At 70.6% G+C, this 17,440-nt stretch carries 18 protein-coding genes and 1 pseudogene; 15 read left to right on the forward strand and 4 right to left on the reverse strand.

The genetic code is table 11. The annotated features are described in order from the left end of the window. Nucleotides 1–113 precede the first annotated feature (113 nt). The 5 genes from MLV88_RS02045 to MLV88_RS02065 all read left to right on the forward strand — a co-directional run bounded on the left by MLV88_RS02045 (nucleotide 114) and on the right by MLV88_RS02065 (nucleotide 3,887). Entirely contained in the window at nucleotides 114–491 is a 378-nt protein-coding gene (locus tag MLV88_RS02045) for a hypothetical protein (RefSeq protein WP_243336697.1), read from the forward strand. A 74-nt stretch (nucleotides 492–565) separates the two neighbouring features. Further along, nucleotides 566–865, forward strand: coding sequence for a nucleotidyltransferase family protein (locus tag MLV88_RS02050; RefSeq protein WP_243336698.1), 300 nt, complete (start codon nucleotides 566–568; stop codon nucleotides 863–865). Then, a complete protein-coding gene (locus MLV88_RS02055; RefSeq protein ID WP_243336700.1) occupies nucleotides 849–1,193 on the forward strand; it encodes a HepT-like ribonuclease domain-containing protein in 345 nt (114 codons plus the stop codon). The genes MLV88_RS02050 and MLV88_RS02055 overlap by 17 nt, the downstream gene beginning before the upstream one ends. A gap of 822 nt (nucleotides 1,194–2,015) precedes the next feature. Further along, nucleotides 2,016–3,116 carry a class I SAM-dependent methyltransferase gene (locus tag MLV88_RS02060; protein WP_243336702.1) on the forward strand — a complete coding sequence of 367 codons (1,101 nt, stop codon included), beginning with the start codon at nucleotides 2,016–2,018 and terminating at the stop codon, nucleotides 3,114–3,116. Nucleotides 3,117–3,398: 282 nt separating this feature from the next. Next, the gene (locus MLV88_RS02065; protein ID WP_243336704.1) at nucleotides 3,399–3,887 is read left to right on the forward strand and encodes a hypothetical protein; all 489 of its coding nucleotides are present in this window, start codon (nucleotides 3,399–3,401) and stop codon (nucleotides 3,885–3,887) included. Nucleotides 3,888–4,094: 207 nt separating this feature from the next. Here the strand turns inward: MLV88_RS02065 and MLV88_RS02070 are convergent, their stop codons facing one another. Beyond that, nucleotides 4,095–4,478 carry a hypothetical protein gene (locus MLV88_RS02070; RefSeq protein WP_243336705.1) on the reverse strand — a complete coding sequence of 128 codons (384 nt, stop codon included), beginning with the start codon at nucleotides 4,476–4,478 and terminating at the stop codon, nucleotides 4,095–4,097. Between the two features lie 441 nt (nucleotides 4,479–4,919). On the opposite strand from MLV88_RS02070, the gene MLV88_RS24425 reads away from it, so the two are divergent. From MLV88_RS24425 to MLV88_RS02120, 10 genes and pseudogenes are all read left to right on the forward strand, one after another. Beyond that, nucleotides 4,920–5,372 (forward strand): tetratricopeptide repeat protein, encoded by a 453-nt coding sequence (locus MLV88_RS24425; RefSeq protein ID WP_243336706.1) that lies wholly within the window; start codon nucleotides 4,920–4,922, stop codon nucleotides 5,370–5,372. 431 nt (nucleotides 5,373–5,803) lie between these two features. After that, nucleotides 5,804–6,217 carry a DUF1801 domain-containing protein gene (locus MLV88_RS02080; RefSeq protein ID WP_243336707.1) on the forward strand — a complete coding sequence of 138 codons (414 nt, stop codon included), beginning with the start codon at nucleotides 5,804–5,806 and terminating at the stop codon, nucleotides 6,215–6,217. 509 nt (nucleotides 6,218–6,726) lie between these two features. Continuing rightward, complete coding sequence (locus MLV88_RS02085; protein WP_243336709.1) at nucleotides 6,727–7,914, forward strand: sialidase family protein; 1,188 nt, start codon at nucleotides 6,727–6,729, stop codon at nucleotides 7,912–7,914. Further along, nucleotides 7,911–8,207, forward strand: coding sequence for a MoaD/ThiS family protein (locus MLV88_RS02090; RefSeq protein ID WP_243336711.1), 297 nt, complete (start codon nucleotides 7,911–7,913; stop codon nucleotides 8,205–8,207). Before MLV88_RS02085 ends, MLV88_RS02090 begins: the two co-directional genes overlap by 4 nt. 375 nt (nucleotides 8,208–8,582) lie before the next feature. After that, a pseudogene (locus MLV88_RS02095) lies at nucleotides 8,583–9,218 on the forward strand (ATPase domain-containing protein); the annotation flags it as partial. 176 nt (nucleotides 9,219–9,394) lie between these two features. Continuing rightward, nucleotides 9,395–10,060 (forward strand): ATPase domain-containing protein, encoded by a 666-nt coding sequence (locus tag MLV88_RS02100; RefSeq protein ID WP_243336713.1) that lies wholly within the window; start codon nucleotides 9,395–9,397, stop codon nucleotides 10,058–10,060. 17 nt (nucleotides 10,061–10,077) lie between these two features. Then, a complete protein-coding gene (locus MLV88_RS02105; protein ID WP_243336715.1) occupies nucleotides 10,078–11,646 on the forward strand; it encodes an ATP-binding response regulator in 1,569 nt (522 codons plus the stop codon). A 52-nt stretch (nucleotides 11,647–11,698) separates the two neighbouring features. After that, entirely contained in the window at nucleotides 11,699–11,977 is a 279-nt protein-coding gene (locus MLV88_RS02110; RefSeq protein ID WP_243336717.1) for a hypothetical protein, read from the forward strand. 232 nt (nucleotides 11,978–12,209) lie between these two features. Beyond that, complete coding sequence (locus MLV88_RS02115) at nucleotides 12,210–13,496, forward strand: Hsp70 family protein (protein WP_242333848.1); 1,287 nt, start codon at nucleotides 12,210–12,212, stop codon at nucleotides 13,494–13,496. Between the two features lie 255 nt (nucleotides 13,497–13,751). Beyond that, the gene (locus tag MLV88_RS02120) at nucleotides 13,752–14,930 is read left to right on the forward strand and encodes a sensor histidine kinase (protein ID WP_242353490.1); all 1,179 of its coding nucleotides are present in this window, start codon (nucleotides 13,752–13,754) and stop codon (nucleotides 14,928–14,930) included. On the opposite strand, the gene MLV88_RS02125 is transcribed toward MLV88_RS02120, so the two are convergent. The 3 genes from MLV88_RS02125 to MLV88_RS02135 are packed head-to-tail and all read right to left on the reverse strand — an operon-like array spanning nucleotide 14,931 to nucleotide 17,439. Then, complete coding sequence (locus MLV88_RS02125; RefSeq protein WP_243336718.1) at nucleotides 14,931–15,770, reverse strand: metal ABC transporter permease; 840 nt, start codon at nucleotides 15,768–15,770, stop codon at nucleotides 14,931–14,933. Then, the gene (locus MLV88_RS02130) at nucleotides 15,767–16,543 is read right to left on the reverse strand and encodes a metal ABC transporter ATP-binding protein (RefSeq protein ID WP_242333856.1); all 777 of its coding nucleotides are present in this window, start codon (nucleotides 16,541–16,543) and stop codon (nucleotides 15,767–15,769) included. The genes MLV88_RS02125 and MLV88_RS02130 overlap by 4 nt, the downstream gene beginning before the upstream one ends. Continuing rightward, nucleotides 16,540–17,439, reverse strand: a complete 900-nt coding sequence (locus MLV88_RS02135) for a metal ABC transporter substrate-binding protein (protein ID WP_242333859.1) — start codon at nucleotides 17,437–17,439, stop codon at nucleotides 16,540–16,542. Before MLV88_RS02135 ends, MLV88_RS02130 begins: the two co-directional genes overlap by 4 nt. Nucleotide 17,440 lies beyond the last annotated feature (1 nt).

The following is a 17,440-nucleotide window of genomic DNA, read 5'->3' on the forward strand; positions in this document are numbered from 1 at the left end:
GGAGTGTAGGCGTGTATCTGACATCGCTGCGGCGTCGATGAGGGGCCTCCTCCTCCGTGGCGGGCGTGACGTGACAAGCGAGGACCCGGGACATTCCGTTGTACCGTCGGTTCATGAGCCCCGCCTTGGAAGTCGTCTTGTGGTGGGAGCGGCGCCGGATCCCGTTCAACCTGGCCGTGCTGGCAGCCGGGATCGTGTCAGGTCTGACTGTTCTGCTCATCGGCGGCCGCCTCGTTCACCCAGGCGAGGACGTCATCGAGCCGGTTGCTGTCTTCGCCGGGGTTGCCGCGTACGCGTTCGTTGCGAACGCCTGCTACTGCTTGGGCTGGGTCACCGAACTGCTGTGGAGCGGCGGAGACACTTCCCGCACTGCTCCGCTCAGGAAACGCGTGTTTCGCGTCGGTATCTGGTTCTCGATCGGCGTGACGCTCTTGCCCGCGGTGCTCGTTCCGGCCATGTGGGCGATCTTCGGGTTCCACCACGGCCCTTAGCCGGGACCCGCCTTTCACAAGGTTTCGGGACGTCAGATGGGCACTGCCGGCGTCGCGCCCCTATAATCCTGCCGATGCGTCGTGAAGATGCGATCTCGGCCTTGCGCGGCTACTTGCCGGCGATCCGGCGCGACTTCGGCGTGCGCCGAATCGCGCTGTTCGGGTCCACCGCGCGCGGCGACGCTCGAGAGGACAGCGACCTCGATGTCCTCGTGGAGTTCGAGAAGGACCCCACGTTCCTCTCGTTCATGGGGCTCAAGGCGTTCCTTGAGGATCACCTCGACCACAAGGTCGACCTCGTCACGCCCGACGCCCTGAAGCCGCGAATGCGCCCCATCGTCGAGCGCGAGGCGGTCGATGTCGCCCAAGGCTGAGCGCGACTGGCGTCTCTACGCTGACGACATCATCGAGGCGTGCGGCAAGGTCCGCCGCTTCGTAGCCGGCATGACCTACGACACGTTCGCGGTGGACGAGCGCACGCGCGACGCGGTGATCCGGAACATCGAGATCATCGGCGAGGCCGCGGGGAAGCTGCCGGCCGAGGTCACGGCGAGGGCGCCACAGATCCCGTGGCGCCTGATCTGCGACATGCGGAACGTCCTCGCGCACGCGTACTTCGGCGTCTCGCTGAAGGTCGTCTGGGACACGGCGACGACGCAGATCGACGAGCTCGAGCAGGCTGTCAGAGCACTGCTCGACTGACGATCGCAACCTGCGCTGCGGGCGGGCCGGTGCTGCGGTCGTCGAAGTCGCAAAGCGCCCGGGCGGCGTCGCTTGCGATCCGCGGTGAACGCGGTGCTGCTCGGGTACTGCAGGTTCCACCACGCTGGGCCCTCTCCTCTCCCTCCTCGCTGACTTGGGCCCACGCCGCGTATGTCAGCGTCCCCTGGTACTTTTCGAAATACGACCGATGTTCGTAGGCGCGCCCGCCTCGCCAACCGACCACCCACTCCCAACAACTCGGAGTGGGAAAGAACCGGGGTCAAGCCCTTCCACTTTCCACTTGTCCGTCAGCGAGAACCGGGGTCACGCCCTTCCACTTTCCACTTGTCCGTCAGCGTATTCGCCGCACACCGCGGCGAAGGACCGGTGACGACCCGCGAGACTACGCGTTCCAGCCTACCAGCGGGTCCCGCGACGCCTCGTTCTGTCGCAACTCGGCTCAGGATCCTGCCGCTTGCTCGACGTGGCCGGCTGCGCCCCGTGCGCCCCCGCGGTGGCGCAGGGATCGCGGCGTACGGACAACTCGACGTAGTCGTCAACGAGTGGCAAGTGGAAGGTCTTGACCCCCTGGATCGACGATCCGGTCGCGACGTGCCTGCCGGACCTCAGCGATCCCCCTCGTCGACCTCTCGCCGGTCTGCTCGTAGGCCCAAACGCGAACGGGGCGGCGACGTGGCACCGGGGTCAAGCCCTGGTTGGCTTCGATATGGCGTCCGAGGCGGCGCTCGACCGACCTCCTGCCTGCACCGTCATGGCTGTGGCGTTGCGCCGCGCCTAGATCCCGCGGCTAGGAGGGCGGCCATGGAGCAGCAGCATGGAGCCGCGGCGTCCACGCGGGCCACACCGGACCCGCAGGCGGTGGAGGCGTTCGGGAGCCGGCTCGTCGCCATGCTCGACGACGCCGGGACGGCGCTCATGACCTCGATCGGCCACCGCACGGGGCTCTTCGACGCAATGGCGCGCCTGCCGCCCGCGACGAGCGAGGAGCTCGCGCGCGAGGCGCGGCTGGACGAGCGGTACGTTCGCGAGTGGCTCGGCGCGATGACGACGGCGAGGATGGTCGAGTACGAGCCGCGAGGCGGCCGGTACCGCCTGCCCGCCGCGCACGCGGCGCTCCTCACGCGCGCCGCCACGCCCAACAACGTCGCGGTCTACGCGCAGTACGTCGCGCTGCTCGGGTCCGTCGAGGACAGGATCGTCGAGTGCTTCCGCAGGGGGAACGGCGTCCCGTACTCCGCGTTCGACCGCTTCCACGAGGTGATGGCGGAGGACAGCGGGCAGAGCGTCGTGGGCGCGCTCGAAGCGATCGTCGCCCTCGTGCCCGGGCTCGAGGAGGACCTGCGGAGCGGGATCTCCGTCCTCGACGTGGGCTGCGGATCTGGACGGGCGCTCGTCGCGCTCGCGGGCGCGTACCCGCGGAGCCGGTTCACGGGGCACGATTTCTCCGAGCAGGCGATCGGCGCTGCGCGCGCTGCCGCCGTCGAGCAGGGGCTAGACAACGTCACGTTCGAGGTGCGGGACGCCGCCGGGCCCGTCGGCGACGAGCGATACCAGCTCGTCACCGCGTTCGACGCGATCCACGACCAGGCAGATCCCGCCGCCGCGCTCCGCACGATCCGGTGGAGCCTCGCGCCGGACGGGATCTTCCTGATGCAGGACATTCGCGCGTCGAGCGCTCTCGAGCGGAACGTCGATCACCCGCTCGCGCCGTTCCTCTATGCCGTATCGGTCATGCACTGCATGACCGTCTCGCTCGCGCAGGGCGGGGCCGGGCTCGGGACGATGTGGGGCGAGGAGCGCGCGCGGGCGATGCTCGCGGACGCCGGCTTCGGCGAGGTGTCGATCCACACGCTGCCGCACGACATCCAGAACTGTTTCTACGTGGTGCACGCGGCTGGATGACCGCCCAAGGGGTCAAGACCTTCCACTTTCCACTTGCTCTAGCCCATTCCTCGCGGGTTCGCGTGGTGCTACCGGACCGAGCGGGCCTTCGCCCCGCTCTCCGGCCTCCTCGCATCCGGCGGGCTCGTGACGCGCGCCGCGACGAGGGCCGCCGCCGTCAGCCGGCGAGGTACGCTACCAGCACGGACAGGCGTACAAGTCACGGTGCCGCGCCCCCAGATGAACGGCACCCCGCTGCGGCGGACCCGCGCGTAACTGGTTCAACCAACGCGGAGGTGGCCGATGAGGCGCGCGATCTGGTGGATGGGGGCTGCGCTCCTGCTCGTCGCTTGCGGACAGGAGATCGCGCAGGAAAAGGAGGAGAGACTCGTTCAACGATCAGAAGCGCTGACGGTCGAGCCGGCCGGTATCGCAACGAATTCTCATTGCGCGAAGGTGGGCCGAATCTACTGGTGCTACGACCCGGACTACAGCACAGCCGGAACGGTCGGGTGCACGGCGATGTGTGAATCGATCGGGCAGCGCCTGATCCGCAATGACACGAAGTGGTTCAACGCGCAAAACTCGTTGGCTGAATGCAACGCGATTGCGACCGCGCTCGAGCTGACGACGGACGAGGCCAACTCCTACAGCAGCTATGCCTACGCATGCGCCGAGTACCTCCTTACGCTGGGCTCCCGGAAGCTGCAGTGCTCTTCGGATTCGTCCTGCCCGGACAGCGTGAAGACCGCTCACGACGGCGGCCAGGGGCTGGTCTGTCCTTGCCATTGACGGGCCTCGTCACGACGGAGCGTGTGTTGCACCCGCGGCGCAACCTCGTGCTGCGGGTGCTGCCGCTGCCGGCCCACACGGCCATCCTCTCGCTCGACGGCGAGCACCTGCGCTTGCGCGCCACCTGAGCCCACGACAGACCCTGCTCGCTCTGAGCGGCCGCCTCCAGTCCGCGAGGCCGGGCCTGCCCTTCACCCCAGGATCCGGTCATTCGACCAGCGGCTGGGTCGCGTTCCGCGCGTGGCTCCGGAGCGCCGCGGCGGTCCAGAGCGCGCCGGCGAGGTCGATCACGCCGACCAGGATGAGGATCGGCTTGGCCAGCCCGGCGAGGACGAACGCGACGAAGAAGACGAGCACCCCCACGCGCGCGTGAACGGTGAGCCGCGCGTGCGGGAGGAACTCCTCGCGCCCGAGCCGGACGTTGAAGTAGGCGATGACGAGCACCAGCACGCCGACGACGCGGATCCAGACCTCCTCCGTCGGCGGCAGGCCGAAGATCCCGAGCAGGAGGTTCGGAACGAGGACGAGCCCCATTCCGAAGCCTGCGAGATACCAGCCGAAGACGATGAGTGAACGAGCGACTCTGGACATGTACGCCTCCCAGGGATGAACGCGACACGCTAGCAGGAGAGCGCACGATGCGCGGCACCGGAGCGGATCGAGCAGGACTCCGGGCACCAGGACCGACTCGACCGCGAGCCTGGAAGATGGTCGCAGTGGCTGGGACTCGATGTCCGAACTCGCTCGAGGAGTAGCCGTCACCATCGCGTTGGCCCTCCCCCTGTCGCTCGCAGCCGCTCCCGCCGCCTCCGACCCTGCACGGGAGTGGCCCGGGCTCATCCAGGCTGGTGACCTCGCCGCCGTGAAGGCGACCTGTGAAGCCTGGCTCAAGGCCGTCGAAGGCCACACGCGAGCCGAGGGTCACAAGTGCCTCGCGAACGTAGAGGTCGGACTCGCAGCCCGCGCGGCCGGTGACGCGAAGGCGGATGCCAGGGCGGCGCGGACCAGGAGCTCGCGGGCTTCCGTCGCGCCGTGAAGCACCTCGACACGGCCATCGAGCTCGCGCCCGGCGACCTGAGCCTCCATCAAGGGAGGCTCCACCTGCTCCGGATGGCGGGGCTGATGGCAGAGATGACGACCGCGCTAGAGAGCAGCATCCGGCGTCATCCGGGATCGGATTGGCTCGACGCGTGGAAAGCCTACCCGCGCGAGTACTACGAGGCCCGGCAGTTCCAGGAGGCCGTCCTGCTGTACCGCGTGCTCGACCGTCACTTTCCGGACGACCACACCATTCTCTCGAACATGGGCGCCGCTCTCGCCATGCTCGAACGCGACGCCGAGGCCCTGGAGTGCTTCCAGCGGGCGGTGAAGCTCTCGCCGGACGACCCCATCGACAAACTGGAACCTCGCGCGTCTGTACGACTTCATGGGCACGCTCGACGAGGCGCAGAGCGGGTACGAGCACGCGCTCGCGCTCGCGCATGACGACGCCGCTCGCGCGAGGGGTATGTGCGCATACGCCGAGTTCCTGGAAATGAAGCGTGGCGACCGCAAGCGCGCGTGCGTGCTCCAGCGGAAGGCATCATGTCCGTCGCAGACGGCGTGCGTGGTATTGCCGGCGAGTCTCTGACGCGGAGGCTCGTTCGTGGTCGCCTCCAGGGTACCGATGGCTGGGAAGGTCCTGAGTTGCGACACGAGGCCATCGAGCTCGATGGCACGCCGGAGGATCGAGAGGAACTCGCCGGCCCACCATCAGGCGATGACCCTCAGAGGCCGTCGTCTGGAGCTGCTGCCTGCCACGCCTCGAGGCTGGCGGCCTCCCGCCCACAAGATGTCGTGTTTCACGACGTCGCTCGTTAAGAGGAGATGTTCATCCGGCCGCTCCACAGGCAAAGCGGCAGATCGAAGGGCGGGCGATGAAGAGTCATTCACGGGCAGCAGGCGAGGCGGCCTCGAGACTCATCAGCGAACGGATCGCCGAGCTGGGGGACTGGAGAGGCGAGACCCTGGCGAGGCTGCGCGCCCTCATCAGGGAGGCCGACCCTGAGGTCGTGGAAGAGTGGAAGTGGATGGGCACCCCGGTGTGGTCACATGACGGCGGCATCTGCACGGGCGAGTCGTACAGGTCGGTCGTGAAGCTGACCTTCTTCAAGGGCGCTTCGTTGAAAGATCCTGCCGGGCTCTTCAACTCGAGCCTCGACGGGAACACGAGGCGCGCCATCGACCTCCACGAGGGTGAGGAGGTCGACGCGAAGGCGTTCAAGGCGCTCATCCGCGCAGCCGTCGCTCTCAATGCTTCCGGCGGAAAGAAGTCCAGCAGACGCAAGTGAGCATCTCAGGGCTCATCCCGCTCGCATGGAGCCTGCTGCGACGCACGCTGCATGCCCCGGGCGGCCTCGTCGTCGCGCTCCTCGGAGCGCTCGGCTCGGCGACCGGCATCGCGCGTCTCGCGACGGCTCCACTCGAGCGGCGGACGCCATCAGGGACCCCACCCTGAGCCGGTCCGACGTCGGGCCTGCAGAAGAAGCTCGCGGTGCTCCGCCGGGCGGCGCCCGCTCGCGCGAGGCGCGGCGACGGCGCCGTCACTTCTTGTAGTAACCCACCGCGGTTCTGCGGAGGCGTCTTCATCGCGCGGCCGATCGCGGCCCGACTGAGAGCTTCGGGTGCCTGCCCTCGGCGCCGTCCCGGTTGGGGGTCGAGCGATGGACGTTCGTCGCCCGCGCGGTCGAATGGATGGGTCTTCTGCTGAGGTGGCACTCGTCTCTACGCCGAGCGCGTGCGTGACGCCACGTGCGTGCCTCGTTAGACGTTCCCCGTCCCCGTCGATGGAGGCACACCGATGACCGGCGTACGCGTACTGGTCGGCACTCGCAAGGGAGCGTTCGTCCTGACGTCGGACGGGAAGCGCCAGACCTGGGAGGTGAGCGGCCCGCACTTCGCGGGGTGGGAGGTCTTCCACGTGAAGGGCTCTCCGGCTGACCCGAACCGGCTCTTCGCGTCTCAGACGAGCGCGTGGTTCGGGCAGATCATCCAGCGGTCGGACGACGGGGGCCGGACGTGGCATCAGCCGGGGACGCCGCCCGGCGAGGCGACGACGACGCCGGATGGGTTTCCCAAAGGTGAGAGCAACAAGTTCGTCTACGACACGTCTCGCGAGACGGGAAAGCCGCTCACCACGCACCAGTGGTACGACGGGACTCCGCACGCGTGGGAGTTCAAGCGCGTGTGGCACATCGAGCCGTCGCTCACCGACGCCGACACGGCCTACGCCGGCGTCGAGGACGCGGCGCTGTTTCGTTCGACCGACGGCGGCAAGTCGTGGGACGAGCTCGCCGGGCTTCGCGGGCATGGGTCCGGCCCGCAATGGATGCCGGGCGCGGGCGGGATGGGGCTGCACACCATCCTCCTCGATCCCGAGGACCCGCGGCGGATGTTCGTGGCGATCTCGGCGGCCGGCGTGTTCCGGACCGACGACGGCGGAAGCACGTGGAAGCCCGCGAACCGCGGGCTCCGCTCGCAGTACATCCCCGATCCAGCCGCGGAGGTGGGTCACTGCGTGCACCGCATCGCGATGCACCGATCCCGGCCGCAGGTCCTGTTCATGCAGAAGCACTGGGACGTGATGCGCAGCGACGACGCCGGCGAGTCGTGGCGCGAGGTGAGCGGGAACCTGCCCAGCGACTTCGGCTTCGTCGTCGACGTGCACGCGCACGAGCCCGAGACCGTCTACGTCGTGCCGATCAAGAGCGACTCGGAGCACTTCCCGCCCGAAGGCAAGCTGCGCGTGTACCGCAGCCGCACGGGCGGGAACGAGTGGGAGCCGCTGACGGCCGGCCTGCCGCAGCGCGACTGCTACGTGAACGTGCTGCGCGACGCCATGGCGGTGGACGCCCTCGATCCGTGCGGCGTGTACTTCGGGACCACGGGCGGGCAGGTGTACGCCTCCGCGGACGCAGGCGACCGCTGGACGCCGATCGTCCGCGATCTCCCCGCCGTGCTCTCCGTCGAGGTCCAGAGCCTCCCATGATCCGGGTCGTGCTCCCGCACCACCTCCGCACCCTCGCGCGCGTGGACGGCGAGGTGGCGCTCGAGGTGAGCGGTCCGGTGACGGTCCGGTCGATCCTCGACGTGCTCGAGGCACGCTACCCGATGCTCCGCGGGACCATCCGCGATCACGTCACGGGAGCGCGGCGCCCGTTCCTGCGCTTCTTCGCCTGCAACGAGGACTGGTCGCACGAGAGTCCGGAGGTCCCGCTCCCCGACGCGATCGCCTCGGGCGCGGAGCCGCTCGTCGTGATCGGCGCGATCGCCGGGGGGTAGCCCGCAGCCGTGCGTCGGCGAGCTGCGCCTCCAGCTCCGCCGCGCGTACCCGCGGAACGCAGTCCGACAGCGCACGCCGCCCTTCGGCGTCTCCGTCCAGGCACCGGCTCACCGAACGTGAAGCCCGCCCCCGGGCTCGTTCGTGCTCGTGCCGGGCGGCGTGACCCACGAGTACTCGGCACTCCCCGCGAGGGAGCTCATCCGAAGCAAAACGCTGGCGCGACGTGCGTATCATTCTTGACCCGCACTCGTCGGCAATGAACCCGCGCGTGCGTCGAGAACGAGCCCGCTCGGGGTACGCGGCCGCGGAACCCCCACATCGGGTCCCCTTCGGCAGATACGATGAATATCGCTACTCCAGGAGAGAGGATCCTCATGCCGGACGCGGCAGGTGCGACACGGACGAAGACGGGCATTCGCGGACTCGACGAGATCCTGCGAGGAGGGCTTCCGAGCCGGCGCGTGCACCTCGTCCAGGGCAGCCCTGGAGCAGGGAAGACGACGCTCGCCCTCCAGTTCCTGCTCGAGGGGGCCAGGCAGGGGGAGCGGGGGCTCTACATCTCGCTCTCGGAGACGGGCGAAGAGGTTCACGCCGTCGCGGCGTCTCACGGCTGGGATCTCGGCGGGATCGCCATCTTCGAGGCGTCGCGGCTCGCCGAAGAGGACGAGAACACGCTGTTCGACACGTCCGAGGTGGAGCTCGGAGAGCGGATGGATGCCATCCTCTCCGAGGTCGCGAGGGTCGAGCCCAGGCGCCTCGTCGTGGACTCCTGCACGGAGTTGCGCCTGCTCGCGCAAAGCCCGGTCAGGTACCGGCGGCAGGTCCTCGCGCTGAAGCACCGCCTCGTCGAGGCGAATCGAACCGTCGTGCTCCTCGACAACCCTTCGCCAGGATCTCCGGACGTGCTCCTGCAGAGCCTGGCGCACGGCGTGCTCACGCTGGAGCACTTCCAGTCCGAGTTCGGCGGCGAGCGACGCCGGCTCTCCGTGACCAAGATGCGCGGCATCGCTTATCGCGGCGGCTATCACGACTACTCCATCGTGACCGGCGGGTTGGTGGTGTTTCCGCGTGTCGTGCCCGCGGAGCACCGCACGAGCCGTGTCGCGGAGCCATTCCCCAGCGGGATCGATTCGCTCGACAGAGACTCCTCGGCGGAGGGCTGGACCGCGGCACGAGCACCCTCGTCATGGGGCCGTCCGGCTCGGGCAAGTCGACGTTCGCGATGGTGTTCGCCCGGCGGTGCGCGGACCGCGGGGAGCGCGCGGCCGTGTTCCTCTTCGACGAGGCCCGCGAGACGATGCTCGCGCGGATGCGCGGTATCGGCATGGGCATCGACGCGCACGTCGAAGCGGAGCGCGTCGAGGTCACCCAGGTCGATCCCGCGCAGCTATCGCCTGGCGAGTTCCTGCACAGGGTCCAGGCTGCGGTCGACGAGAAGAAGTGCCGCGTAGTGATCATCGACAGCGTCAACGGCCTGCTCCAGTCGATGCCGAACGAGAGCTTCCTGCTGCTGCAACTGCACGACATGCTCATGTACCTCGGCCAGCAAGGCGTGCTGACGGTCCTCGTCTCCACCGAGCACGGCATCTTGGGGAGGCGCGTGGCAGGGTCCATGGACGTGAGCTACCTCGCGGACACGGTGATCCTGGCTCGCTACTTCGAGGCGCGAGGCGCCGTCCGCAAGGCGCTGTCGGTCATGAAGAAGCGCACCGGTGGACACGAGAAGACCATCCGCGAGTACGACATCACCAGCTCCGGGGTCGGCATCGGCGAGCCGCTCGTCGAGTTCCAGGGCGTCCTCACCGGCGTCCCGGCGTACACGGGCGAGAAGCGCGGGGCCGGTGGAGCGTGATCGACGGGGCGGATGGCGTGCCCGAGCGTGTCCTGCTCGTCGCTCCGACCGGGCGCGACGCGGCGCTCGCGGCATCGGTGCTGCGGTCGGATCAGATCCAGGTCACCACCTGCAGCGACGTGTCGCAAGCAGTGACGGAGCTCGGTGCTGGCGCGGGGGCGCTCCTCGTGGCGATGGAGGCGATGGATCCCGGCCGAGTGCAGCACCTCGCCCGGTGGATTGCACGACAGCCAGCCTGGTCGGACCTCCCTGTCATCGTCTTCACCAGCGCGTCGTCCCGGGACGCACGGGACATCGCCCTCGAGCGACTCGCTCCACTCGGGAACGTCACGCTCCTGGAGCGGCCGCTTCGCCGGACCACGTTCGTGACCGTCGTCCGAACCGCGCTGCGGGCACGGCAGCGGCAGTACGCGGCACGCGACGTGCTGGTCGCCCTGGAGCACGAGGTCGCCGCCCGCGATCAGTTCCTGGCCATGCTCGGCCACGAGCTTCGGAACCCTCTGGCCGCGATCATGATGGCGCTCCAGGTGACGGAGCTGCGCGCGCCGACCAACTCCCGCGAGCTCGGGATAGTCGCGCGTCAGTCGAGGCAGCTCGCGCGGATCGTGGACGACCTCCTGGACGTCGCGCGGGTCACCTCGGGCAAGATCGCGCTGCACCGGGTGATCGTGGATCTGTCCAGCCTCGTCACGAAGGCGCTGGAGGCGTTGCAGCCGGAGGCGGTGAAGAGCGGGATCACACTCGCGTGGACCGTTCCACCGCCCGGTCTGCTGGTCATGGGAGATCCCGTCCGGCTGGAGCAGGTGCTCGCGAACCTCGTCGGCAATGCGTTGAAGTACACGCCCCGGCGCGGGCACGTCTGGGTCGACCTGCAGCACGCCGGCGCGGAAGCCGTCCTCCGCGTGCGGGATGATGGGAGCGGCATCGCGCCCGATCAGCTTCGTCGCGTGTTCGAGACGTTCGCGCAGGTGGATACGACGCTCGACCGATCCCGCGGCGGCCTCGGCCTCGGGCTGACGGTGGCGCGCAGCCTCGTCGCGATGCACGGCGGCGCCATCGAGGCATTCAGCGAGGGGATCGGCAAGGGGAGCGAGTTCGTCGTCCGGCTTCCGACCGCCGTCGGCAGCTCGGAGCAGGAGCCGCAGGACGACGCACGCCGGCCGGAGCGGCGGCCGCGCCGGATTCTGGTGATCGAGGACGGCGATGACAACCGCGTCGCCTTGAAGGCGGCGCTGGAGCTGATGGGACACGAGGTGCAAGCCTCGGCGGACGGCGTCGAGGGAGCGGAGGCGGCGATCCGGCACGCGCCCGAGGTGGTCCTCGTGGACATCGGCCTCCCGGGACTGGACGGCTACGAGGTGGCCCGGCGGATCCGCGCAGCCCGTGGCAGCCGCGTGCTCCTCGTCGCGCTCACCGGGTACGGTCAGGCGGAGGACCGCCGCTTGGCCATCGCAGCCGGCTTCGACGTGCACCTCACGAAGCCAGTCGAGCTCGAAGCGCTCGCGGCCGTCATTCGAGAGGGCCGGACACGGGTAGAAGACCTTCTCCTCGCGCCAGGCCACGATGTGTCAAGTGGCAGGTCGTGACCCCGTTCGGGCAAGGCTGGAATTCGCGCGCGTTCAAGGGTAAGGGCAAGGCATGAAGATCCAGCTCGGAATGACCAAGGAATGGACCACCATCGAGCGTCGCAAGCTGAAGGTGGTGGACCTGCGAGAGTTCCTGATGCAGCACTACCCGCGGGACCACGGGTGGGCCGACGAGAAGGAGGCCCTCGTCTTCCTCCAGGACCATCTCCAGACCGAGTACCTGCACTCGGTCCTCAAGGCGATGAAGGACGACACGAACGAGGTCACCCGGGAAGCGCCCGAGCTCACCCACAAGAAGTTCTGGTTCGAGCTGCCCGAGGACCGGAAGTAGCTGCGCCCCCGCCCGGAACGTGAGGATCGAGCGCGGCGTCGCTCATCGGTCACTCGTTCCTTGGTTCCCCTGGCGTCCCGTACGGCGTCTTCCCCCGGGACGGGTGACGGGGGCATCTGCACGGGCGAGTCGCAAAAGTCCGTCGTGAAGCTGACCTGCATCCCAGGCCGCCGGCGAACGGTTGGCGGCGCCGCTGACGATGAGTTATCAAGTGCGGCCGCCCGAGAGCCGCATGCCCCATCTTCCGACGCTCTACGCCATCGACTTCGGCACGAGCAACTCGCTCCTCGCCGCCGCGAACGGGGATCGGGTGTTCGACCCGGTGCCGCTCGATCCCGACGCGTCCGATCCGACGATCCTGCGGAGCATCCTCTGCTTCCCCGACGCCGGCGGGGTGTTCGTAGGCGGCGAGGCGCTTCGCCAGTTCGTCGAGCACGGCGGCGAAGCCCGCCTGCTGCGCTCCATCAAGCACCACCTCGGCTCGCGATCCTTCCGCGGGACGATCCTCCGCGGGCGCCTCGTCTCCGCGGAGGAGCTGGTCGCCGCCCTGCTGCGCCACATGCGCGTGCGGGCCGACGCGCACTTCGGGACGGAGGTGCGGCGGGCGCTCCTGGGGCGCCCGGTCCACTTCGACGGAGAGGACGACGCCTTCGCCGAGGCCCGGCTCCGCAAGGCGGCGGAGCTCGCCGGCTTCGAGGAGGTCCACTTCCTGCCCGAGCCGGTCGCCGCGGCGCGCGCGTTCGGCGCCGCCGCGCAGCGCGAGGAGCTGGCGCTGATCGGCGACTTCGGCGGCGGCACCTCGGACTTCACCGTGCTCCGCATCGGGCCCCGCGCGCTCGAGCGAGGCGACGTGCTCGCCGTGGGCGGCGTGGCGGTCGCGGGCGACGCGCTCGACGCTTCGCTGATGCGGGCACAGGTCGGCCGGCACTTCGGCGCGGAGGTGCAGTACCGGGCGCCGTTCGGGAACAACGTCCTGCGGATGCCTCGGGGGATCGTGCAGCACCTCTGCTCCCCCGCGCACCTGTCGATCCTCCAGCGGCGCGACATCGCCAGCTTCCTCGCCGACGTGCGGCGGTGGTCGCTCTCCGAGGACGATCGCCGCTCCATGGATCAGCTCGCGATCCTCGTGGAGGACACGCAGGGCTTCCATCTGTTCGAGGCGATCGAGCGCGCGAAGCGCACGCTCTCCTCGGCGACGAAGTCCGAGATCGTGTTCTCCTACCCTGGCATCGAGGTGCGGGAGCGGGTCACGCGCGCGGGCTTCGAGGAGGCGAGCGGCCGGGAGGTGGACGCGATCCTGGGCAGCCTGGACGAGACGGTGCGCGCGGCCGGGGTGGAGCCCGCGGACATCGGCGTCGTCTGCTGCACCGGCGGCACCGCGAAGGTCCCCCGGATCGCCGCCGAGATCCGCCGCCGGCTGCCCGCGGCGCGCATGGAGCAGTTCAAGGGCTTCCACTCCGTGGTGGAGGGTCTCGCGCAGGAGGCGCGTGAGGTGGCGCGGCGCGGCCGCGACGCCTGAGCACGCTTCTCCATCCGCTACAGAGGTGACCGGAGACCGCCAGGGTAGCGCCACCGCCATTTCGCCGCGTACCGCAGGCTCCGCGCATCGCCGGCACGCTCGTCCGGTCCTCCGCCGGGGGCAGACCTCTCAAGGGATCGGTCATGACCCCCGACGGACCGCATAGGACCGCGGTGCCCTCCGAGCTCTGCGACCTCCGCCCCTCCGAGCGCTCGGCCGCCGCAGCGAGCCGCGAGTACGTCCGGGAGTGATCGCGTGCTCGCCGAGTTCCGCGCCATCGCAGAGCTCTTGCCGGACGCGCTCCTGCTCGTCTCGCGCGCGGGGGTGGTGCTCGGGGCCAACGAGGCCGCGGGCGAGCGGCTCGGCGCACCCGTCGCGGCGCTCGAGGGGCGAGCGCTCGTGGAGCTCGCCGGCGATCCCTCGCTCGCCGAGCTCGTGGCAAGCTGGCTGCGATCGACCGGACCGCTCCCCGGCGCGTTCACGCTCGCGGGGCGCGCCGAGCGGGTGCGCTGCGAGGGAGCGCGGCTGCCCGGGCCGGAGGCGCTCCTCCTCCTCCGCCTCGTCGCCCCGGAGCAGCCCGGCAACTTCGCCCTTCCGTCGGAGAAGCTCGCCGCGCTGAACCGCGAGGCGCTCCACCGCCACACCGCCGAGGCGCAGCGCGAGCGGCTCATCGACGAGCTGAACCGCGCGGTCCGGCTCTCCGAGACGTTCGTCGCCGTGCTCGGCCATGATCTCCGCAACCCGCTCGGCGCGGTCGTCGCCGGCGCGACGCTCGCGCTCAGGCGCAGCGAGGACGCGAAGGTGCGCGGCCACCTCGAGCGCGTGCTCCGCAGCGCCCGGCGCATGGCGCGCATGGTCGAGCAGCTCCTCGACGTCTCCCGCGTCCGGCTCGGCCGCGGGATCCCGCTCACGCGGGCCGAGATCGACCTCTGCGAGCTCGTCCGGCAGGCGGCGGCCGAGACCGAGCCCTCCCACCGGCAGCACCGCTTCGACCTGCGGCTCCCCCCGCGGTGCGAGGGAGACTGGGATCGCGATAGGCTCGCCCAGGTCCTCTCGAACCTGCTCGCCAACGCGTGCGAGCACTCGGAGGCGGAAGCCGTCGTGACGGTCGAGCTTCGCGCCAGCTCGACGAGCGCCTCGGTGGCGGTCCACAACCCCGGGCCGGCGATCCCGCCCGAGCTCCTCCCCTCCGTCTTCGACGCCTTCGCGAGCGGCGCGGAGGGCCGTGGCCTCGGCCTCGGGCTCCACATCGCGCGCGAGATCGCGCAGGCGCACGGCGGCGACATCGCGGTCGAGTCGGCGCCCGACCGCGGCACCACCTTCACGGTCACCCTGCCCCGCCGCTCCGCCGGGGCCACGGCGCGCACGATGACGCCGCTGCCCCAGCTCCTCGACGACGCGGCCGGCCCGGGCCGCGCCGGCGGGGCCCGCTGATCACCGCGCGAGGCGCCGCAGCGCGGCGGGCGCCGCGAGGAACGCGGCGAGCGCGACCATCGTCGCGCCGGTGGGGAGCTCCCAGATCCAGGAGAGGACGTACCCTCCCGCCGCCGCCACCACGCCGAGCGCCGCCGCGAGCGGGAAGGCGACGCGGAAGCGCGCCCCGAGGAGCAGCGCCCCCGCCGCGGGCAGCGTGAGGAACGCGAAGACCGGCAGCGCCCCGAGCGCCCTCGCCGTGACCGGGATGGCGAGGCCGATGGTGAGGAACAGCACCGAGTCCCAGACCTGCACGCGCATCCCCACCGCCTGCGCCGTCTCCGCGTCGAACGACGTGAACGCGAGCTCCTTCGCGAAGAGCTGGTGGACCACGGTGCAGAGCACCGCCACCCCGGCGATGACCGCGAGGTCGCTCGCCGGCACCGCCACCGCGTTGCCGAAGACCATCCCGCCGAGATCGTGCGCGGCGTGCACGAGGCGGCTCGCGCCGAGGACCACGAGCGCCGACGACACCACCCAGGCCGTGCCGACGGTCGCCTCGGCGGGGAGCCGGCGCGACCGGAGCGCGCCGAGCACGAGCGCGCCCACCACCGAGAACGTGATCGCGACGAGCAGCTGCTCGGAGGCGTGCTCGGTCTCGATGTGGAACCGCTCCTCGGCGAGGAGCGTCGCGACGAGGCCCAGCGTCGAGAGCTGCGTGAGGGCCGCCGAGACGAACACCGTGCGCCGGAGGACGACGTACACCCCGAGCGCGCCGAGGAGCGCGCCCGCGACGACGGACGCGGCGAGCGGGACCTGCCAGATCTCGCGCGCGGCGAGGAACTCCTGGAGCGCGCTCACGGGAGCACCTCCTCGCCGTTCGAGGAGAGCGGGTACACGAGCCGCCGCCCCGCCTCCTCGCGCACCGCCACCGCGCGGCCGTAGAGCGCGCCGAGCGCGTCCGGGCGGAGCATCTCGTCGAGGCTGCCCACCCGGAACAGCCTCCGGTCCTTGTCCACGAACGCGAGCGCGCGGGCGTAGTTGGCCACCGCCTCGAGGCGGTGCGAGACCATCACGATCGTGAGCGCGCCGTTGCGCTGCAGCTCCCGCAGCAGGTCCATGAGGCCCAGCTCGGCGGCGGGATCCATGCCGCTCGTGGGCTCGTCGAGCGCGAGGAGCTCGGGATCGGCGACCAGCGCCCGCGCGATGAGCGTGCGCTGGCGCTGTCCGCCCGAGAGCTCGCCGAAGCGCTTCTCCGCGAGGTGCTCCACGCCCACGCGGGAGAGCGCGCGCCGGGCCTCTTCCCGGTCGGCGCGGCGGGGCCGCCGCCAGGGCCCGAGGACCGGCACGCGGCCCATCAGCGTCACCTCCCCCGCGGTGAAGGGCCAGATGGTGTCCACGTGCTCGCGCTGCGGCACGTAGCCGACGCGCAGCCCCTCCCGCCGCACCACGCGGCCCGCCACCGGAGCGTGGGCGCCGAGCAGGGTCCGGAGGAGCGTCGTCTTCCCGCCGCCGTTCGGGCCGACCACCGCCAGGAACTCGCCCGGTCCGACGGCGAGGTCGAGCCCCTGGAGGAGCGGCCGGCGGCCGTACCCGATGGCCGCGCCCTCGAGGCGCACGAGCGCGCCGCTCATCGCGCCGCCCCGGCCACGCGCGTGACGAGCATGTCCACGTACTTCTCGTAGCCGTCGAGCCCGGGCTCGCCCCCGACGTCGCCGGGGATCTGCACCACCTTGGCGCCGGAGTACTTCGCCACGACGTCCGCCGACCGCCGGTCGTAGTAGTTCTCGAGCACGATCGCCTTCACCCCCTCGCGCTTCGCCAGGCCGACGAGGTCGGCGAGGTGCGCGGGCGGCGGCGGGACGCCGGGGCGGGGCTCGAGCTCGCCCACCGACTGCAGCCCCGTCCACTCGAGGAAGTAGGGCAGCGTCCGGTGCTGGGTGATGATCTTCCGCCCCTTCACGGGCGCGAGCGCCGCCTGCCAGCGCGGGATCGCCGCCTCGATCCTGCCGCGGAACGCGGCGAGGTTCTTCTGGTAGCGATCGGCACCGCCGGGATCCAGCGCCGCGAGCCGCCCGGCGATCGCCTCCGCGACCTTCAGCGCGCGGCGCGGGTCGGTGAGGAAGTGCGGGTTGCCGCCGGGGTGGAGGTCGCCGCGGCTGCGGTCGACGACGCCGGTCGGCACGTCGAGCACCTGGATCACGCTCGCGGCGGTGAGCCGCCGCGGGCCGCCGGGCTGGATCTGGGCGTTCCGGGACTGGTTCACGAGCGGCGGCAGCCAGCCGATCTCGAGGTCGAGGCCGACGTCCACGAGGAGGTCGGCGTTCCTGAGCTTCACCGCGAGGATCGGGTTCGCGTCCACGAAGTGCGGGTCCTGCACGCCGCGGGAGAGGCTCTCCACGCGGGCGCGATCGCCGCCGACCTCGCGCGCGAGCGCGGCGAGCCCCTCGGTGGTGGTGACGACCTTGGGCTCGGCGGCGGCGAGCGCGGGCAGGAGCAGGGCGAGCGATGCGAGCAGCGAGGTGCGCATG

This window comes from Anaeromyxobacter soli, assembly GCF_022808855.1.
Classification (GTDB): Bacteria; Myxococcota; Myxococcia; order Myxococcales; family Anaeromyxobacteraceae; genus Anaeromyxobacter; species Anaeromyxobacter soli.